This is a genomic window from Thioclava dalianensis, from assembly GCF_000715505.1.
Classification (GTDB): domain Bacteria; phylum Pseudomonadota; class Alphaproteobacteria; order Rhodobacterales; family Rhodobacteraceae; genus Thioclava; species Thioclava dalianensis.
In genome coordinates, this window is record NZ_JHEH01000003.1 from 1 (window position 1) to 13,974 (window position 13,974).

Genomic DNA, 13,974 nt, shown 5'->3' on the forward strand with positions numbered 1-13,974 from the left:
CACTTGGGGCGCTACCTGCCAACCTCAGCTCTAGATTGTCCCGCCATCCCAACCCCTCAAGGCCGCTCCGGCGCCCCGTCGCTGCGTTGCCGCCGCTTCGGTAGGGCGGTTTCTACGGATAGTGGCCGGAGCTTGCAACTGCTTTTTTCACCCGAAATGCATTTTTTCTCTCCGCCCCCTACTTTACTGGCCATATCTTTTCGTTTTGCCTGAATTTTACGCATCTGGGATTGGGGGAATAACGTGCATCCAGCCTCCTGACCCTCGGGCAGCGATTCACTTTTGGACAGACTCGCCCGGTTTTTGCCGAAACAAAGCTCTGTTCTAGGACGCGACTCGGCCTTTTGGGGCAGCTCTCGCGACGCGACTCGGTCAATCTGGAATTTCGAAAGTCTGTCGCGGCTCTTTGAGCTGACTCGAAAGACAGTTCAGGCGAGAGGCGCGATGCGTTATCTCGCAATGCAGCGCAGGCATGAAGTGGCCCGCATAGAGATAGAGAGACGGCCCCGGCTGGGGCCGCGCGCTCAGCCGCGCAGGATCATGCCGCGGGCACGCCAGATCGCGGGCACCAGCAACAGCGCATAGATCACCACAAGGATCACCATCAGGAGCCAGATCTTGGTAAAGATCATACCCACCGCGATCACCGTCCCGATCAGCGCGTAGCTTACTGCGCCGCGCGGGATCTTGAGGGCCTTGGGCGAGAAAGTCTTGATCCGCGAGATCATCAGCGCGCCCACAAGCCCCAGCCAGATCGCGACCAAGACCGGCACGGAGCGGGCATCGCCGATTCCGGACAGCGTGATGAAGAGCGGCAGCAAAGCCAGCAGCGCCCCTGCAGGTGCGGGCACCCCGGTAAAGTGACGCATCGAGTCGGGCTCGGAGCGCATCACGTTGAACCGCGCAAGCCGCAGACAGGCCGCCCCTGTATAGATCAGCACGAAAATCCAGCCGAACGCATGGGTCTCGCCCAAGGCAAAGCGGTAGACCAGCAGGCTGGGCGCTACGCCAAAGCACAGGAAGTCCGAGAGGCTGTCCAGCTCGGCCCCGAAATCGGAGGTGGCATGGAGCCTGCGCGCCAGAAGACCATCGAGCCCGTCGATAAGTCCGGCCAACAGGATCAGAACCACCGCGAATTCGTAGCGGTCGCCCATCGCAAAGCGGATCGAGGTCAGCCCCAACCCCATCCCGGCAATCGTGACGAGGTTCGGCACGAGCTGCAAAAACGGCATCCGGTCTTTTTCATGCGGCTCCATATCGCGCTCCCCTGCCCGGTTTGTTGGGCTCTTTACCGAACGCCGCCTTGGCGTTGCTGTTCCGTGCCGTCGAGATCGGCGATCACCGTCTCGCCCGCGCACATCGTCTGGCCGATGCAAACCAAAGGCGCCACGCCCTCGGGCAGATAGATATCGAGCCGCGAGCCGAAGCGGATCAGCCCGAAGCGCTCCCCGCTCATCAGGCTCTGGCCTTCCTTGCTCCAGCACAGGATGCGGCGGGCGACGAGCCCGGCAATCTGCACCACGCCATATTGGCGCCCATCGGGCAAGGTCACGGCCAGACCGTTGCGCTCATTGTCCGAGCTGGCCTTGTCGAGCGCTGCATTAAAGAACTTGCCGGGGCGGTAGGCGACCTTCGAGATCCGCCCCCCGGCGGGAAGCCGGTTCACATGGCAGTTGAAGACCGACATGAAGACCGAGATCCGCATCATCGGCTGATCGCCCAGCCCCAGCTCGACCGGCGGGACGGCAGGCTCTAGCAGCGAGACGACCCCATCGGCGGGCGAGACCATCAGCCCTTCGCGCACCGGCGTGACCCGCTCGGGATCACGGAAGAAGTAATAGCACCAGACCGTGAGCCCCACCCCGATCCAGCCCAGCGGCTCCCAAAGCAGGAACAGGACGAGCGTAATACCCGCAAAGATCGCCACGAATTTGCGCCCCTCGGGGTGCATCGGTTTGACGAAGGTCGAAAGCATGGAGACAGACATGGGGCCTCTTGAGGTTGTTCTCTGCGTGCTTAGCGCAGATGCGGCGCAATGGGAACGGGGCTTGCGCAGACGCGCCTGCGCCCCCGAACCACGGCTTAAATTCCACCCAAAGATACCGTCGCAGAAATTCCCGCGCAGTATTCCCGATTGATTTTGTCGGATTGACATTCCCGACTGTTTCACTCACATAAGGCGCAAGAGCCAGCGAGAGTGCCCATGATCATCTGTCATTGCCAGCGCATCAGTGACCGCGACATCAATGCCGCCATTGACTGGATGCGCGCCTCCGATCCCTCCACGATCATCACGCCCGGCAAGATCTACCGGGCGCTTGGGAAACGTGCGGATTGCGGCGGCTGCATGCCGCTCTTTCTCTCGACGATGAAAGCGAATACGAATCTCAAAGTCCCGGCAGAATTGACCGGACTTCGGACGACGGCACAGATGGAAGGACAGGCTGATGAAGGGCGACGAAAAGGTAATTGAGTACCTCAACGCGGCATTGCGCAGCGAACTGACCGCGATCTCTCAATATTGGGTCCATTTTCGGATGCAGGAAGACTGGGGCCTGGCCAAAATGGCCAAGAAATCGCGCGCCGAGTCGATCGAGGAGATGAATCACGCCGACAAGCTGATCGAGCGGATCCTGTTTCTTGAGGGCCACCCGAATCTGCAACGGCTCGATCCGCTGCGCATCGGTGAAGGGCCGCGCGAGACACTCGAATGTGACCTTGCCGGTGAGCATGATGCGCTGACACTCTATCGCGAGGCGCGCGATCACTGCGAAAGCGTGCGCGATTACGTGTCCAAAAACCTGTTCGAAGCGCTGATCGCGGATGAGGAAGGGCATGTGGATTTCCTCGAGACCCAGCTCGATCTTTACGACCGGATCGGTGCGGAACGCTTTGCCATGCTGAACGCCGCGGCGATGGACGAGGGCGACTAGACCCGCCCTGCCCCCATTGTCACGGAGTTAAGGCGCCCTTCGGGGCGCCTTTTTCTTGGCGTGTTCGAGAGGGCGCAAAACCCCCTCTGTTGTCCGCGCGCAAAAGGTTCCGAAAATCTCTCTGAAACCTTACAAATTGGCAAGAATCCGCCAAGCCCCCGAGTTCGCGAGAAAACAAAGCTTCCCGGACCGCCGCCTTTTTGCGTAAGACAACGCAACGATGGGCAGCAACCAATAGCAAAAATCGCATGATGAGCATCCAAAACAACATCGCGGCACGGGCAGGTCGCATTTCTATTCTCGGTCTCTTCCTCGTCTCTCTCGCCGCCTGTTCCGGGACAACAGGGCTGTCGCAAGACAAAGAGATGAACTTTGCGAATGCGGGCAAGATCGACCCCAAGCGCAAGGAAATGGCGATCTCGGTCGCCAAGGAAATGCGTGAGCGCCGCGAGCGCGTGTGGTGCGTGCCTTTCGCGCGCAACATCTCGGGCATCGACATTCGCGGCAACGCGCGAACCTGGTGGACCAAGGCCAATGGCGTCTATCAGCGCAGCCACACCCCCAAAGTCGGGGCCGTCATGGCCTTCAGTTCGAGCAGCAAGATCCCGTTGGGCCATGTCGCCGTGGTCTCAAGCGTGGAATCGCCGCGCCAGATCAGCATCGATCACGCCAACTGGAAGCGCAATCAGGTCTCGCTCGACATGACGGTTGTGGATGTCTCCAAGAAGAACGACTGGAGCGCCGTGCGCGTGATGAGCCACCCCAACACGCTGGGCAGCGTCTACCCGGTCTCAGGCTTCATTCTGGCCTCGCGCGACTGAGCCGCGAGACGACAGCCACCAAACCCAACGCACCCAAAACGCGGCCCCCTCAGGCGCCGCGTTTTTTATGGGCTCGTCGCACCCTGCCTTGTCGAGTACTCCAGCATGAGACAGGCGCTCCGGTGCCCCCCTCCAAGAGATTGGCATGACGTATCGGAAGAGCCATTGCCTCCGCGATGGGCAAACAGAAAGCCCTCATCCGCCGCGCAGACCGTGAATGACCGCTATGCGGACCAAGCTGATATTACTCAATCCATCGTTTCGAATTTCAAGGCACCTTCAAGAATGCAGTCGCTGTCGCTGCAGGGCGTTCAAGATCATCGTCGATATGGAGCCAAGGGAGGCGTTCCGCCTCGTGTGCATGCACTTCGGGTGACAGGCTTCCAGCTTGGTCGATAACGCCCAGTGAAATGAAGATTTGATTTGGCAGATACTCGTACGCCCCTGCAAGCGACGAACCACATTTGTCACAAAAATATCTTTTAACACCGGGGTTTACGCTGACGCTTTTGCCTCTATTCGGCTTGAATGTAACCGCGTCCACATCAAATGCTGCGAAGGCGGCAACGGGTGCACCCGTTGCACGGCGGCAATCGTCGCAATGACAGTAGGCAACAGCTTGCGGCTCTGATGAGCTACGGAAGGTTATCGTGCCACAGTAGCATCTACCAGTGATCGTATCCGGGTAATAGTTCACCATAACAACATCATTCCCTGCGTTGCTTGGCGTGTCAACTTGGCCTCGAAGCCGACTTGCGGTGAAGCGGCAGGCCGCGCGCTTGGTCACTTGGTGCGCGCGTCGCTCTCGGGCCTTACCCGGCAAAAATGGCAGGCTCAGTTCGCAATTTGGATACGCAAGCACAAAGCCGCCACCCAAGCCCTAGGCACAAACGCAAAACGCGGCCCACAAGGAGCCGCGCATCGCAATCTTGGTATCGCTGAGGATCAGCGCTTGGAGAACTGGAAGCTCCGGCGTGCCTTGCGGCGACCGTATTTCTTCCGCTCCACGACGCGCGAATCGCGGGTCAGGAAGCCAGCAGCTTTGAGCGCTGCGCGCAGGCTGGGATCGTAAAGCTGAAGCGCTTTCGAGATGCCGTGCTTGACCGCACCAGCTTGGCCCGAAAGACCACCGCCTGCGACGGTCGCGTAGACGTCAAACTGACCTTCCACATTTGCGATGCCGAAGGGCTGGTTCACGATGAGCTGCAGCACGGGACGCGCGAAGTATTGCGACATCTCTTTGCCGTTCACTTCGATCTTGCCGGAGCCGGGCTTGATCCAGACGCGGGCGACCGCGTCTTTCCGCTTGCCGGTGGCATAAGCGCGACCGAGCGCATCGCGCACGGGCTCACGGGGAGCTGCGGTTTCGGTTTCAGTCGCGACAGCGGCGTCAGAGCCGGACACGACCGATTTCAGGTCGTCGAGAGTCTTGATATCGTCAGACATAATCAGCTCCGGGTGTTCTTCTTGTTCATCGACTTGACGTCGAGAACTTCAGGCTGTTGCGCTTCATGCGGATGATCGGCACCGACGTAGACGCGCAGGTTCGACATTTGCGCACGGCCAAGACGGTTGCGCGTGATCATACGCTCTACGGCCTTGATCACCACGCGCTCGGGATGCGCGCCTTCGAGGACCTGACGCGCGGTGCGCGATTTGATCCCGCCGGGGTGACCGGTGTGCCAGTAGTAGGTTTTGTCTTCGCGCTTCTTGCCCGTCATCTGCACCTTGTCGGCGTTGATGACGATCACGTTGTCGCCCATATCCATGTGCGGCGTGAAGGTGGCCTTGTGCTTGCCACGCAAGCGCATTGCGACGATCGATGCCAGACGGCCCAGCACGACGCCTTCAGCGTCGATGACGAACCACTTCTTTTCGATCTCCGCGGGTTTTGCGGTATAGGTTTTCATTGTTTCACGGCCCTTTTGGGGGGGTTGTCGAATTCTGATGGCGGCTTTTCGACGATTTTCATGCACAATTCAAGCCCCGGGACCTGAAATTTCCACATATAAAACAACACCTTAAAAAATAGGTATTAAAATACCCCAGATACTTCAGCGCTTGTAGCATGCCAACACGGCTCAAAAATAGAGAGCCGAGGCGCGCGTCGGCCCTCTCGCGCCCGTATGTCCGCGATCGTGATGCCCCTGAGATCTCAGCCCTGCGGCTCGGTCGCCCCGGGCGGAATCGAATAGGTCATGCTGGCGCGCGCGACAGGCCGATCATCGCCTTCGGAGTAGATCAACGCATCGCCCACCGCCAGCACACGGCCAAGCTTGAGGATGCGGATATGGGCCAGCAGATCGACCCCCGATTTCGGTTTGCGCATGAAATCGATCGAGGCATTCGTCGTCACCGCCAGCGGCACCCGCCCGATCCGCGCCAGGATCGCGAAGTAGATCCCGACATCGGCCAGCGCAAAAATATTGGGGCCCGACACCGTGCCGCCCGGGCGCAGATGGCGCTCATCGACTTTGAGCCGCAGCACAAGAAGTTCCTCATCCATCGCCTCGATCGCGAAATCGCCCTTTACCTGCGCGAATGCCTGCTCGACGAATTCCGTCAGCTCCGCGCGGTCCAATACTAGCGCCATGCTCGCCCCTTCCCTCTCATCTGTCTCCGTCCTAGAGTTTTCGAGAAAGAGGAGGGAGTTACAATGACCGAACTGGTAATCCGAGAAGATCGCGGCGCAATTGCCCATCTGACCCTGAATGCGCCGGGCTCGCTCAACGCCCTTTCGGATGCGATGCTCGCGGCGCTGAAGGACAGGCTGAATGCGCTTGCGCAGGACGAGACGATCAAGGTCGTGATCCTCAAGGGCGCGGGCAAGGCGTTTTGCGCAGGCCATGACCTCAAGGAGATGCAGCGCGGACGCGACAGCGCCGATCAGGGCCGCGCCTATTTTGCCGATCTCTTCGCGCGCTGCGCCGAGGTGATGCAGATGATCCCCGCCCTGCCCCAGCCCGTGATCGCACAGGCCCACGGGATCGCGACCGCCGCAGGCTGCCAGTTGGTCGCAAGCTGCGATCTGGCGGTGGCCGCCGAAGGCACCCGCTTTGGCGTGAACGGCGTCAATATCGGGCTGTTTTGCTCGACACCGATGGTGGCGCTCTCGCGCAATGTGCCGCGCAAGGTGGCCTTCGAGATGCTGACCACGGGCGAATTCATCGATGCCACCCGCGCCCGCGAGGTTGGACTGATCAACCGCACAGCCCCCCATGAGGCGCTCGAGGCCGAGACCGAGGCGCTTGGGCAGACCATCGCGGGCAAGCTGGGTGCAGCCGTGCGCATCGGCAAACGGGCGTTTTACGACCAAGCCAATCTCGATCTGGCCGCGGCCTATGACCACACGGCCGCCGTGATGGTCGAGAACATGCTGTGGCGCGACACGAACGAGGGCGTTCAGGCCTTTATCGAAAAGCGCAAACCCGACTGGGCCGAGGACTGATCCCCCAAAACGCCCGCAGCAGTTGAATTCCGCTCATCATCTTACCGCGGATTATTCCAGTGCCGCGATATGGCCCCGGGCCGCCGCGATTGGTAACAAGATGCCATCGCGTCGGTCCGATGCGACCAAATGTCGAAATTGCACCGCGCTCAAACAGATTTTTCGCGCACACTAGGCTCAGGAGAGAGACGTCATGGCACAGATCACCCTCGTTTATTGGCGCGACATCCCAGCCCAAATCATTGCGGGCAAGGGACGGCGCGGGGTCAAAAAGCCCCTGCCCGAGCGCTTTGAGCAGGCGATCGACCGGGCGGCGATGAAAATCGGTGCGCGCGACAGCGATGCCTATCTGGCAGAGTGGCGCAAGGTCCCTTCGGGCGAAGAGCCCGGCGAGGATGCCGAAGCCGCCGAGGCCGCGCTGGCACGTATTCTCTCAGACTATGACGACGCGCGGTTGCGCGCCTTGATTGCCAATGACGGGTGGAACGCTCCGCCCGCATCCTGAGGGAGACACGCGAATGGCTTTGGTGAATTTCCGCCGTGACGTGGCGCGCGCGCCGGTTGACGCCCGGATGGCGGCCCTGCTTGAAGGCTGCTCGATGGAGGTGATGCCGCGCACCGCCGCCAAGATCGAGAGCTTCCGCGCGCTGATGCCCAAAGGGACCCGCGTCTATATCGCCCATATCGAGGGCACGCCCTTTGAAGACATGCTTGCAACCGCCAAACGCCTGCGCGCCGAGGGCATGGAGCCGATGCCGCATTTCCCCGCCCGGATCTTGCGCGACGCAGCCCAGCTCAACGACTGGGTGACCCGCTACAAGGGCGAGGCTGGCGTCACGCAGGCGCTGTTGCTGGGCGGCGGCGTCTCCAAACCGCATGGCGATTTCCACTGCGCGATGCAGATGATCGAAACCGGCGCCTTTGACGGCTTTGCGCGCCTTCACGTCGCAGGCCATCCCGAGGGCAACCGCGATATCGACCCGCAGGGCGGCGAGGCCGAGGTGATGGCAGCGCTCCGCCTCAAACAGGATTTCGCAAATCGCACCGATGCCGATATGGCGATTGCCACGCAATTTGCCTTCGAGGCCGGCCCGATCCGCGACTGGGCGGCGCGTCTGGAGGCCAATGGCATCGACATGCCGATCCATCTGGGCGTGGCGGGCCCCGCCAAACTACAAACGCTGATCAAATTCTCCATTGCCTGCGGCGTCGGCCCCTCGCTCAAAGTGTTGCAAAAGCGCGCCCGCGATGTGACCAAGCTGCTGCTGCCCTTCGAGCCCACCGAGATCCTGAGCGATCTGGCCGCCAATCGGCCCGCCAATATCGAAGCCGTGCATTTCTTCCCTCTGGGCGGTATCACCGCCTCAGCGACCTGGATCAACGAACAAAAAGGCCCGTAAATGACCCGCACCGTCCTTGAATCGAAATCCAAGACCGTCACCATCGGCTTTGACGAGCCCTTCTGCGTGATCGGTGAGCGGATCAATCCCACGGGCCGCAAGAAGCTCGCCGCTGAACTCGAACTGGACGATTACTCGACCATTGAGCGCGACGCGATCGAGCAGGTTGCGTGCGGGGCTACGGTTCTCGATATCAATTCGGGGGCGGTCTTCACCAATCGCATGGCCTCCGATCCGCGCTATGCGGACAACAATTTCGTCGAACCGCCGCTGATGCGTGAGCTGTGCGCCCGCGTTCAGGCGCTGGTCGATGTGCCTTTGTGCATCGACAGCTCGGTGCCCGAGGCGCTTAAGGCCGGGCTTGAGGCCTGTCAGGGCCGCCCGCTGGTCAATTCGGTCACAGGCGAGGAAGAGCGTCTTGAGACAGTGCTGCCGCTGATCGCCAAATATAACGTCCCGGTTGTCGCGATCTCGAACGACGATACGGGCATTTCCGACGATCCCGAGGTGCGCTTTGCCGTGGCCAAGAAGATCGTCGAGCGCGCAGCCGATTACGGCATCAAGCCGCATGACATCGTGGTCGATCCGCTGGTCATGCCGATCGGCGCCAAAGCCACTGCCGGGCGTCAGGTGTTCGAGCTGGTCGCCAAGCTGCGCGACGAGCTGGGCGTGAACACGACCTGCGGCGCCTCCAACATCTCTTTCGGTTTGCCGGGGCGGCATGGCATCAACGCGGCCTTCCTGCCGATGGCCATCGGTGCGGGTATGACAAGTGCGATCATGAACCCGGTGCGTCCGGCTGAGATGGAGGCCGTGCGCGCCGCCAACCTGCTGATGAACCACGACGAAAACGGCTCTGACTGGATCCGCTTCGCGCGCATCCTTGAGGCGATGAAGGAAGGTGCGACGCTGGCCGAGGCCTCGCAGGCCGCAGGCGCAAGCACCCGCGGGGGCCGCTCGGGCCGTCGCCGCGCCCGCGTTTGAGCCCCTCTTGCGCGCCGTTGCGACGGCGCGCATCATACCCCCATGCTGACCTCTTCCGATATTGCTGAACTCACCGCTTTGCGGCGCGATCTGCATCGCCGCCCGGATCTGTCGGGGCGCGAGGCTGCGACCGCCGAGGTGATCTTGGCCGCCCTGCGCGCGCTGTCGCCCAATCTCGTGCTCACGGGTCTGGGCGGTCACGGTCTGGCGGCGCTGTTTGACAGCGGCACGCCCGGTCCAACGGTGCTGTTTCGCGCCGAGTTGGACGGGCTGCCGATCCCCGAGCGCTCGGACAACGCGTGGCGCTCGCAGATCGACGGGGCGGGGCATCTCTGCGGCCATGACGGGCATATGGCGATGCTGCTGGGCCTTGGGCGCGTGCTCTCGCGCAAGCCTCCGGCCACCGGGCGCGTGGCCCTCCTCTTCCAGCCCGCAGAAGAAATAGGCACCGGCGCGCGCGCCGTGGTCGATGATCCGGCCTTCACCCGTATCGCTCCGGATTTCGCCTTTGCGATCCATAACTTGCCGGGCCTGCCGCGTGGCCATGTCGCGACCCGGACGGGGCTGATGAATTGCGCCTCGATGGGGCTTGCGATCCATCTTGAGGGCAAGACCGCCCATGCCGCGATGCCACAAGACGGGGTCTCGCCCGGCCCTGCGGTCGCCGCCCTGATCAATGCTCTGCCCGCGCTGGGTCCGGGTGGGGTGCTTGACGATAGGTTCCGGCTCGCGACCCTCACCCATGCCCAACTTGGCGCGCCCACGTTCGGCGTGGCCCCCGGTGCGGGGCTCGTGCATGTGACCCTGCGCGCGGCGCGCGATGCGGCATTGGCAGACCTAGAGGCGCAGGCCCGCGCCTTGGCCGCGCGGGAGGCAGAGCGCTTCGGGCTGCAGCTTCGGATCGAGACCTGCGACCCGTTCGCCGCCTCAGTCAATGCAGCCGAAGCGGTGGAAATTGCCCGCAGCGCGCTTGATCACCTCAAGATCCCGCATTCGGAGACGGGTGTGCCGATGTATGCCTCGGAGGATTTCGGGCTGTTTGGCCGCGATGCGGTCTCGGCGATGCTCTGCCTTGGTGCCGGAGAAACCCAGCCCGCGCTGCACAATCCCGATTACGATTTTCCCGACGCCCTGATTCCGGTGGGCGTTGCGATCTTCGCACAGATCGCGCGGGACATTCTGGGCTGACGCGGGTGCGCGCCGCGCCTGCCCCTGCGTCGTTCGCCCCCGTGATTCTCACGCGATGCCAAGCAGCGTTGAGCGGGGCGCAGGCAGGGGCCGCACGCGCCCGCCCCACGCCCCAAAGCTGCGCGATGCGCAAGCCTCAGAGGCAGAATTTTCCGGCCTGAGACGCACATTCCACAGCTCGGATTTTGACCGCTCTATAAAGCGTGTTTTTTCAAGGGCCGAGCTACCATATCTTGGATCAAGTCGAAAATTTAGACTTTTAGGACAATCCTCTACTGGCCCTTCTTAACGTGGATGGCGTAAAGTCCGGGTCTGAACCTGGGAAAGCGCACTGCCATGCGCTTCAACTGTCTGCCGGACGAGGCGGGCTTTGTGACTGCCATCACGGAGCCTGCCCGTCCTTGACCTCTCCGGGAAGCCTACCCTCAGAAAATAATCTATAATTAGCGATATTTATCAGTACCTTGTTGTTCAAAGTTAATTCACCTCTCCGCCCCCAAACACGCTCCACCCCCAGTCAGTTTTCGCGCACCTCACGTGGCGCGACCTAAGCCCGCAGGGCCGCGTGCCCGGCTCGACATGCCGGGATGGGCACGTTATGAATTTGGCTCGGACGCGGCGGTCTTGCACTGCTCTTTGTAAAATGGCGGCTCAGCCTAAGGCGGGGCTGCGCCAAACAGACCGGGCGTGGGCCCGGCACGGGCCGGGAGGGGCGCGCATGTATGTTCTCGCAGGGATCGTGATCGGCGCCATCTGGGGCGACTGGCGCGCGCGCAAGCGGCAGGGCAACGGGCTTGATCGGGCGCAATATGCCGCCGTTCACGCCATTGGCCTTGCGCTGATCGGGCTCTTGGTCACCATCTTGATCAACCGCGCCTACGCGTGAGGGCGGGGCAATGTTCCTGCCCTTCTTCCACGCTCTGCGCCAAGCCGGTATCCCCGTCAGCCTGCGCGAATATCTAACCTTTCTCGAAGGGTTGGCCGCAGGGCTCTGTCGCTACGACATCGAATCCTTCTACATTTTCGCGCGCACCAGCATGGTCAAGGACGAGCGCTTTCTCGACCGGTTTGACCGCGCGTTTTCGCAAGCCTTCTCGGGGCTTGAGGCGATCAGCACCGAGGATATGCTTGAGGCCGTCGACCTTCCCGACGATTGGCTGCGCGACGCGCTGGAAAAGCACCTCAGCCCCGAGGAAAAGGCCCAGATCGAGGCTTTGGGCGGGTTCGACGCGTTGATGGATACGCTTCGCAAACGGCTCGAAGAGCAGAAAGGTCGCCATCAGGGCGGCTCGAAATGGGTGGGAACGGGCGGCACCTCGCCCTTCGGCGCCTATGGCTACAACCCCGAGGGCGTGCGGATCGGCCAGCACGAAAGCCGCCACCAGCGCGCGGTGAAGGTCTGGGACAAGCGCGAATTTCGCGATTTCGACGAGAGCGTGGAGCTTGGCACGCGCAACATCAAGCTCGCGCTCAAGCGACTGCGGCAGTGGGCGCGCCACGGCGCGGCGGAGGAGCTGGACCTGCCCGGCACGATCCGTGCCAGCGCGGAGGCAGGCTATATCGACGTCAAGACCCGTCCCGAGCGGCGCAACGCGGTGAAGGTAGTGCTGTTTCTCGATGTCGGCGGCTCGATGGATGCCCATGTGAAACTGGTCGAAGAGCTGTTTTCCGCAGCCCGGGCCGAGTTCAAACATCTCGAGCACTGGTATTTCCACAACTGCCTCTATGAGGGCGTATGGAAATCGAACCGCAGGCGTTGGGATGATGTGACGCCGACTTGGGACGTACTCCATCGTTACGGCGCTGATTACAAATGCATTTTTGTGGGCGACGCTTCCATGAGCCCCTATGAGATCACCCATCGCGGCGGCGCTAATGAGCATTGGAATGAGGAGCCGGGCCATCTCTGGCTGACCCGCGCCCGCGAGCATTGGCCCGATCACACATGGCTCAATCCGCTGCCCGAGCGGGTCTGGGATTACACCTCCTCCATCGGCCTGATCCGCGAGATTTTCGAGAACCGGATGCATCCGCTCACGCTGGAAGGGATCACGGCTGCAATGAAGGAATTGGGATGAGCCGCTGGCGCTTGGGCCGACCCTGTTCTTCACGACGCGGTTCACGCTCTGCGCGACGGGACGCCCGGTCTCGGCGCTGATCGCGGCTCTCAAGGCGGGCCTGCCCACGCGCGGATCCGCGCCCGCGCCCAAGCCCCTCCGCGCAATGACCGAGAGCGAGATCACCGACGCCCTTCTCGCGCTCGTGCCGGTTTACGGCCCTTGGCTGTTGGGGTTCACCACCTTCCTGAGCTATCTTGCGATCCCGGTGCCCCGGTCGCGGATGATGATCGCCTCGGGCGCCGTCGTCGCCCCGGGCGATCTGTCGCTTGGGTCCGTGGCGGGGGCCCCGCGCTGGCGCTCGGCTGGTGTCTCTGGACGGTATCGCATCCCGCAGCCAAATCTTGATCACGCCCCCGAGAGAGCGCATATCCTCTTCATGATCCGATTTCTTCCCATCTTGCTTTTGGTGCTCTACGGCTTTGCGATGTGGCACTTTTCCAGCTGGCAGCTCCGGCGTCAGCTGAATGGCAATTCGCGCCGCCTCAATGACACAAGGCTTGCCCCCTATCTCGACCGACTGGCGGCAGCGCTCGAAGTGGCGGAAGTGCCGGTGCATGTCTATCAGATCGCGCCGGTCAACGGGCTGGCCGCCCCCGATGGCCGGGTCTTCATCACCGAAGGCTTCATGGAGAAATACCGCTCGGGCGAGGTCAGCCCCGAAGAGCTGGTCTCGGTGATCGCCCATGAGCTGGGCCATGTGGCGCTTGGCCATGCGCGCCGCCGGATGATCGATTTCTCGGGGCAAAACGCGTTGCGCGCGGTTCTGGCCACGGTGCTCGGGCGCTTCATCCCCTTTATCGGCGTCTGGATCGCCAATCTGGTGACCACGGCACTGGCCGCGCGCCTGAGCCAGCGCGACGAGTTCGAGGCCGATGAGTTCGCCTCGGCGCTGCTGATCAAGGCCGGGATCGGCACGCGCCCGCAAATCACCCTGTTTGAAAAGCTCGACGCGCTCACCAATGCGCCGGGCGGTGCGGTTCCGGCTTGGCTGCTGACCCATCCCAAAGGCCCAAAGCGGATCGCGGCGATCAAGGCCAATACCGCGCGCTGGACCGCTGCTGAGCACTGATTTTCCTTACT

At 62.1% G+C, this 13,974-nt stretch carries 17 protein-coding genes; 11 read left to right on the forward strand and 6 right to left on the reverse strand.

Translation table 11 applies throughout. The annotated features are described in order from the left end of the window. Positions 1 to 524 precede the first annotated feature (524 nt). Positions 525 to 1,256, reverse strand: a complete 732-nt coding sequence (gene pssA / locus DL1_RS02970; protein ID WP_038062296.1) for a CDP-diacylglycerol--serine O-phosphatidyltransferase — start codon at positions 1,254 to 1,256, stop codon at positions 525 to 527. Between the two features lie 32 nt (positions 1,257 to 1,288). Then, positions 1,289 to 1,987 carry a phosphatidylserine decarboxylase gene (locus DL1_RS02975; RefSeq protein ID WP_038062299.1) on the reverse strand — a complete coding sequence of 233 codons (699 nt, stop codon included), beginning with the start codon at positions 1,985 to 1,987 and terminating at the stop codon, positions 1,289 to 1,291. Between the two features lie 216 nt (positions 1,988 to 2,203). Here DL1_RS02975 and DL1_RS02980 point away from each other — a divergent pair, with 216 nt between their 5' ends. From DL1_RS02980 to DL1_RS02990, 3 genes are all read left to right on the forward strand, one after another. Next, positions 2,204 to 2,473 (forward strand): (2Fe-2S)-binding protein, encoded by a 270-nt coding sequence (locus DL1_RS02980; protein ID WP_038062302.1) that lies wholly within the window; start codon positions 2,204 to 2,206, stop codon positions 2,471 to 2,473. Next, on the forward strand, positions 2,448 to 2,933 hold the full coding sequence (gene bfr / locus DL1_RS02985) for a bacterioferritin (protein ID WP_038062306.1): 486 nt from the start codon (positions 2,448 to 2,450) through the stop codon (positions 2,931 to 2,933). The genes DL1_RS02980 and bfr overlap by 26 nt, the downstream gene beginning before the upstream one ends. Before the next feature lie 248 nt (positions 2,934 to 3,181). Further along, on the forward strand, positions 3,182 to 3,754 hold the full coding sequence (locus tag DL1_RS02990) for a CHAP domain-containing protein (RefSeq protein ID WP_038062309.1): 573 nt from the start codon (positions 3,182 to 3,184) through the stop codon (positions 3,752 to 3,754). 268 nt (positions 3,755 to 4,022) lie between these two features. Here the strand turns inward: DL1_RS02990 and DL1_RS21145 are convergent, their stop codons facing one another. The 4 genes from DL1_RS21145 to DL1_RS03005 all read right to left on the reverse strand — a co-directional run bounded on the left by DL1_RS21145 (position 4,023) and on the right by DL1_RS03005 (position 6,347). Continuing rightward, positions 4,023 to 4,454, reverse strand: coding sequence for a GFA family protein (locus DL1_RS21145; protein WP_074854917.1), 432 nt, complete (start codon positions 4,452 to 4,454; stop codon positions 4,023 to 4,025). 245 nt (positions 4,455 to 4,699) lie between these two features. Beyond that, positions 4,700 to 5,200, reverse strand: coding sequence for a 30S ribosomal protein S9 (gene rpsI, locus DL1_RS02995; RefSeq protein ID WP_038062311.1), 501 nt, complete (start codon positions 5,198 to 5,200; stop codon positions 4,700 to 4,702). A gap of 2 nt (positions 5,201 to 5,202) precedes the next feature. Next, entirely contained in the window at positions 5,203 to 5,664 is a 462-nt protein-coding gene (gene rplM, locus DL1_RS03000; protein ID WP_038062314.1) for a 50S ribosomal protein L13, read from the reverse strand. 245 nt (positions 5,665 to 5,909) lie between these two features. Further along, positions 5,910 to 6,347 carry a PaaI family thioesterase gene (locus DL1_RS03005; RefSeq protein WP_038062317.1) on the reverse strand — a complete coding sequence of 146 codons (438 nt, stop codon included), beginning with the start codon at positions 6,345 to 6,347 and terminating at the stop codon, positions 5,910 to 5,912. 63 nt (positions 6,348 to 6,410) lie between these two features. Between DL1_RS03005 and DL1_RS03010 the strand changes: the two genes are divergently transcribed. The 8 genes from DL1_RS03010 to DL1_RS03045 all read left to right on the forward strand — a co-directional run bounded on the left by DL1_RS03010 (position 6,411) and on the right by DL1_RS03045 (position 13,963). Next, positions 6,411 to 7,202: an enoyl-CoA hydratase gene (locus tag DL1_RS03010; protein WP_038062320.1), complete on the forward strand. Its 792-nt coding sequence runs from the start codon at positions 6,411 to 6,413 to the stop codon at positions 7,200 to 7,202. Positions 7,203 to 7,395: 193 nt separating this feature from the next. After that, the gene (locus DL1_RS03015) at positions 7,396 to 7,707 is read left to right on the forward strand and encodes a virulence factor (RefSeq protein ID WP_038062323.1); all 312 of its coding nucleotides are present in this window, start codon (positions 7,396 to 7,398) and stop codon (positions 7,705 to 7,707) included. A 13-nt stretch (positions 7,708 to 7,720) separates the two neighbouring features. Further along, a complete protein-coding gene (locus DL1_RS03020; protein ID WP_038062326.1) occupies positions 7,721 to 8,602 on the forward strand; it encodes a methylenetetrahydrofolate reductase in 882 nt (293 codons plus the stop codon). After that, complete coding sequence (locus DL1_RS03025; protein ID WP_038062329.1) at positions 8,603 to 9,586, forward strand: methyltetrahydrofolate cobalamin methyltransferase; 984 nt, start codon at positions 8,603 to 8,605, stop codon at positions 9,584 to 9,586. It begins immediately after the preceding gene. Positions 9,587 to 9,628: 42 nt separating this feature from the next. Continuing rightward, entirely contained in the window at positions 9,629 to 10,774 is a 1,146-nt protein-coding gene (locus tag DL1_RS03030; protein ID WP_038062332.1) for an amidohydrolase, read from the forward strand. Between the two features lie 718 nt (positions 10,775 to 11,492). Beyond that, entirely contained in the window at positions 11,493 to 11,660 is a 168-nt protein-coding gene (locus DL1_RS21870) for a hypothetical protein (RefSeq protein WP_038062334.1), read from the forward strand. Positions 11,661 to 11,670: 10 nt separating this feature from the next. Then, positions 11,671 to 12,852, forward strand: a complete 1,182-nt coding sequence (locus DL1_RS03040; RefSeq protein WP_038062336.1) for a vWA domain-containing protein — start codon at positions 11,671 to 11,673, stop codon at positions 12,850 to 12,852. Positions 12,853 to 13,270: 418 nt separating this feature from the next. Continuing rightward, positions 13,271 to 13,963 (forward strand): M48 family metallopeptidase, encoded by a 693-nt coding sequence (locus DL1_RS03045; protein WP_038062837.1) that lies wholly within the window; start codon positions 13,271 to 13,273, stop codon positions 13,961 to 13,963. Positions 13,964 to 13,974: the final 11 nt, after the last annotated feature.

Coding starts and splice junctions, on each gene's coding strand:
- DL1_RS03005 (WP_038062317.1), bottom strand. CDS start 6,347: ATGGCGCTAGTATTGGACCGCGCGGAGCTGACGGAATTCGTCGAGCAG.
- DL1_RS03025 (WP_038062329.1), top strand. CDS start 8,603: ATGACCCGCACCGTCCTTGAATCGAAATCCAAGACCGTCACCATCGGC.
- DL1_RS03010 (WP_038062320.1), top strand. CDS start 6,411: ATGACCGAACTGGTAATCCGAGAAGATCGCGGCGCAATTGCCCATCTG.
- DL1_RS03045 (WP_038062837.1), top strand. CDS start 13,271: ATGATCCGATTTCTTCCCATCTTGCTTTTGGTGCTCTACGGCTTTGCG.
- DL1_RS03015 (WP_038062323.1), top strand. CDS start 7,396: ATGGCACAGATCACCCTCGTTTATTGGCGCGACATCCCAGCCCAAATC.
- pssA (WP_038062296.1), bottom strand. CDS start 1,256: ATGGAGCCGCATGAAAAAGACCGGATGCCGTTTTTGCAGCTCGTGCCG.
- bfr (WP_038062306.1), top strand. CDS start 2,448: ATGAAGGGCGACGAAAAGGTAATTGAGTACCTCAACGCGGCATTGCGC.
- DL1_RS02975 (WP_038062299.1), bottom strand. CDS start 1,987: ATGTCTGTCTCCATGCTTTCGACCTTCGTCAAACCGATGCACCCCGAG.
- DL1_RS03040 (WP_038062336.1), top strand. CDS start 11,671: ATGTTCCTGCCCTTCTTCCACGCTCTGCGCCAAGCCGGTATCCCCGTC.
- DL1_RS21145 (WP_074854917.1), bottom strand. CDS start 4,454: ATGGTGAACTATTACCCGGATACGATCACTGGTAGATGCTACTGTGGC.
- DL1_RS02980 (WP_038062302.1), top strand. CDS start 2,204: ATGATCATCTGTCATTGCCAGCGCATCAGTGACCGCGACATCAATGCC.
- DL1_RS03030 (WP_038062332.1), top strand. CDS start 9,629: ATGCTGACCTCTTCCGATATTGCTGAACTCACCGCTTTGCGGCGCGAT.
- DL1_RS02990 (WP_038062309.1), top strand. CDS start 3,182: ATGATGAGCATCCAAAACAACATCGCGGCACGGGCAGGTCGCATTTCT.
- DL1_RS03020 (WP_038062326.1), top strand. CDS start 7,721: ATGGCTTTGGTGAATTTCCGCCGTGACGTGGCGCGCGCGCCGGTTGAC.
- rplM (WP_038062314.1), bottom strand. CDS start 5,664: ATGAAAACCTATACCGCAAAACCCGCGGAGATCGAAAAGAAGTGGTTC.
- DL1_RS21870 (WP_038062334.1), top strand. CDS start 11,493: ATGTATGTTCTCGCAGGGATCGTGATCGGCGCCATCTGGGGCGACTGG.
- rpsI (WP_038062311.1), bottom strand. CDS start 5,200: ATGTCTGACGATATCAAGACTCTCGACGACCTGAAATCGGTCGTGTCC.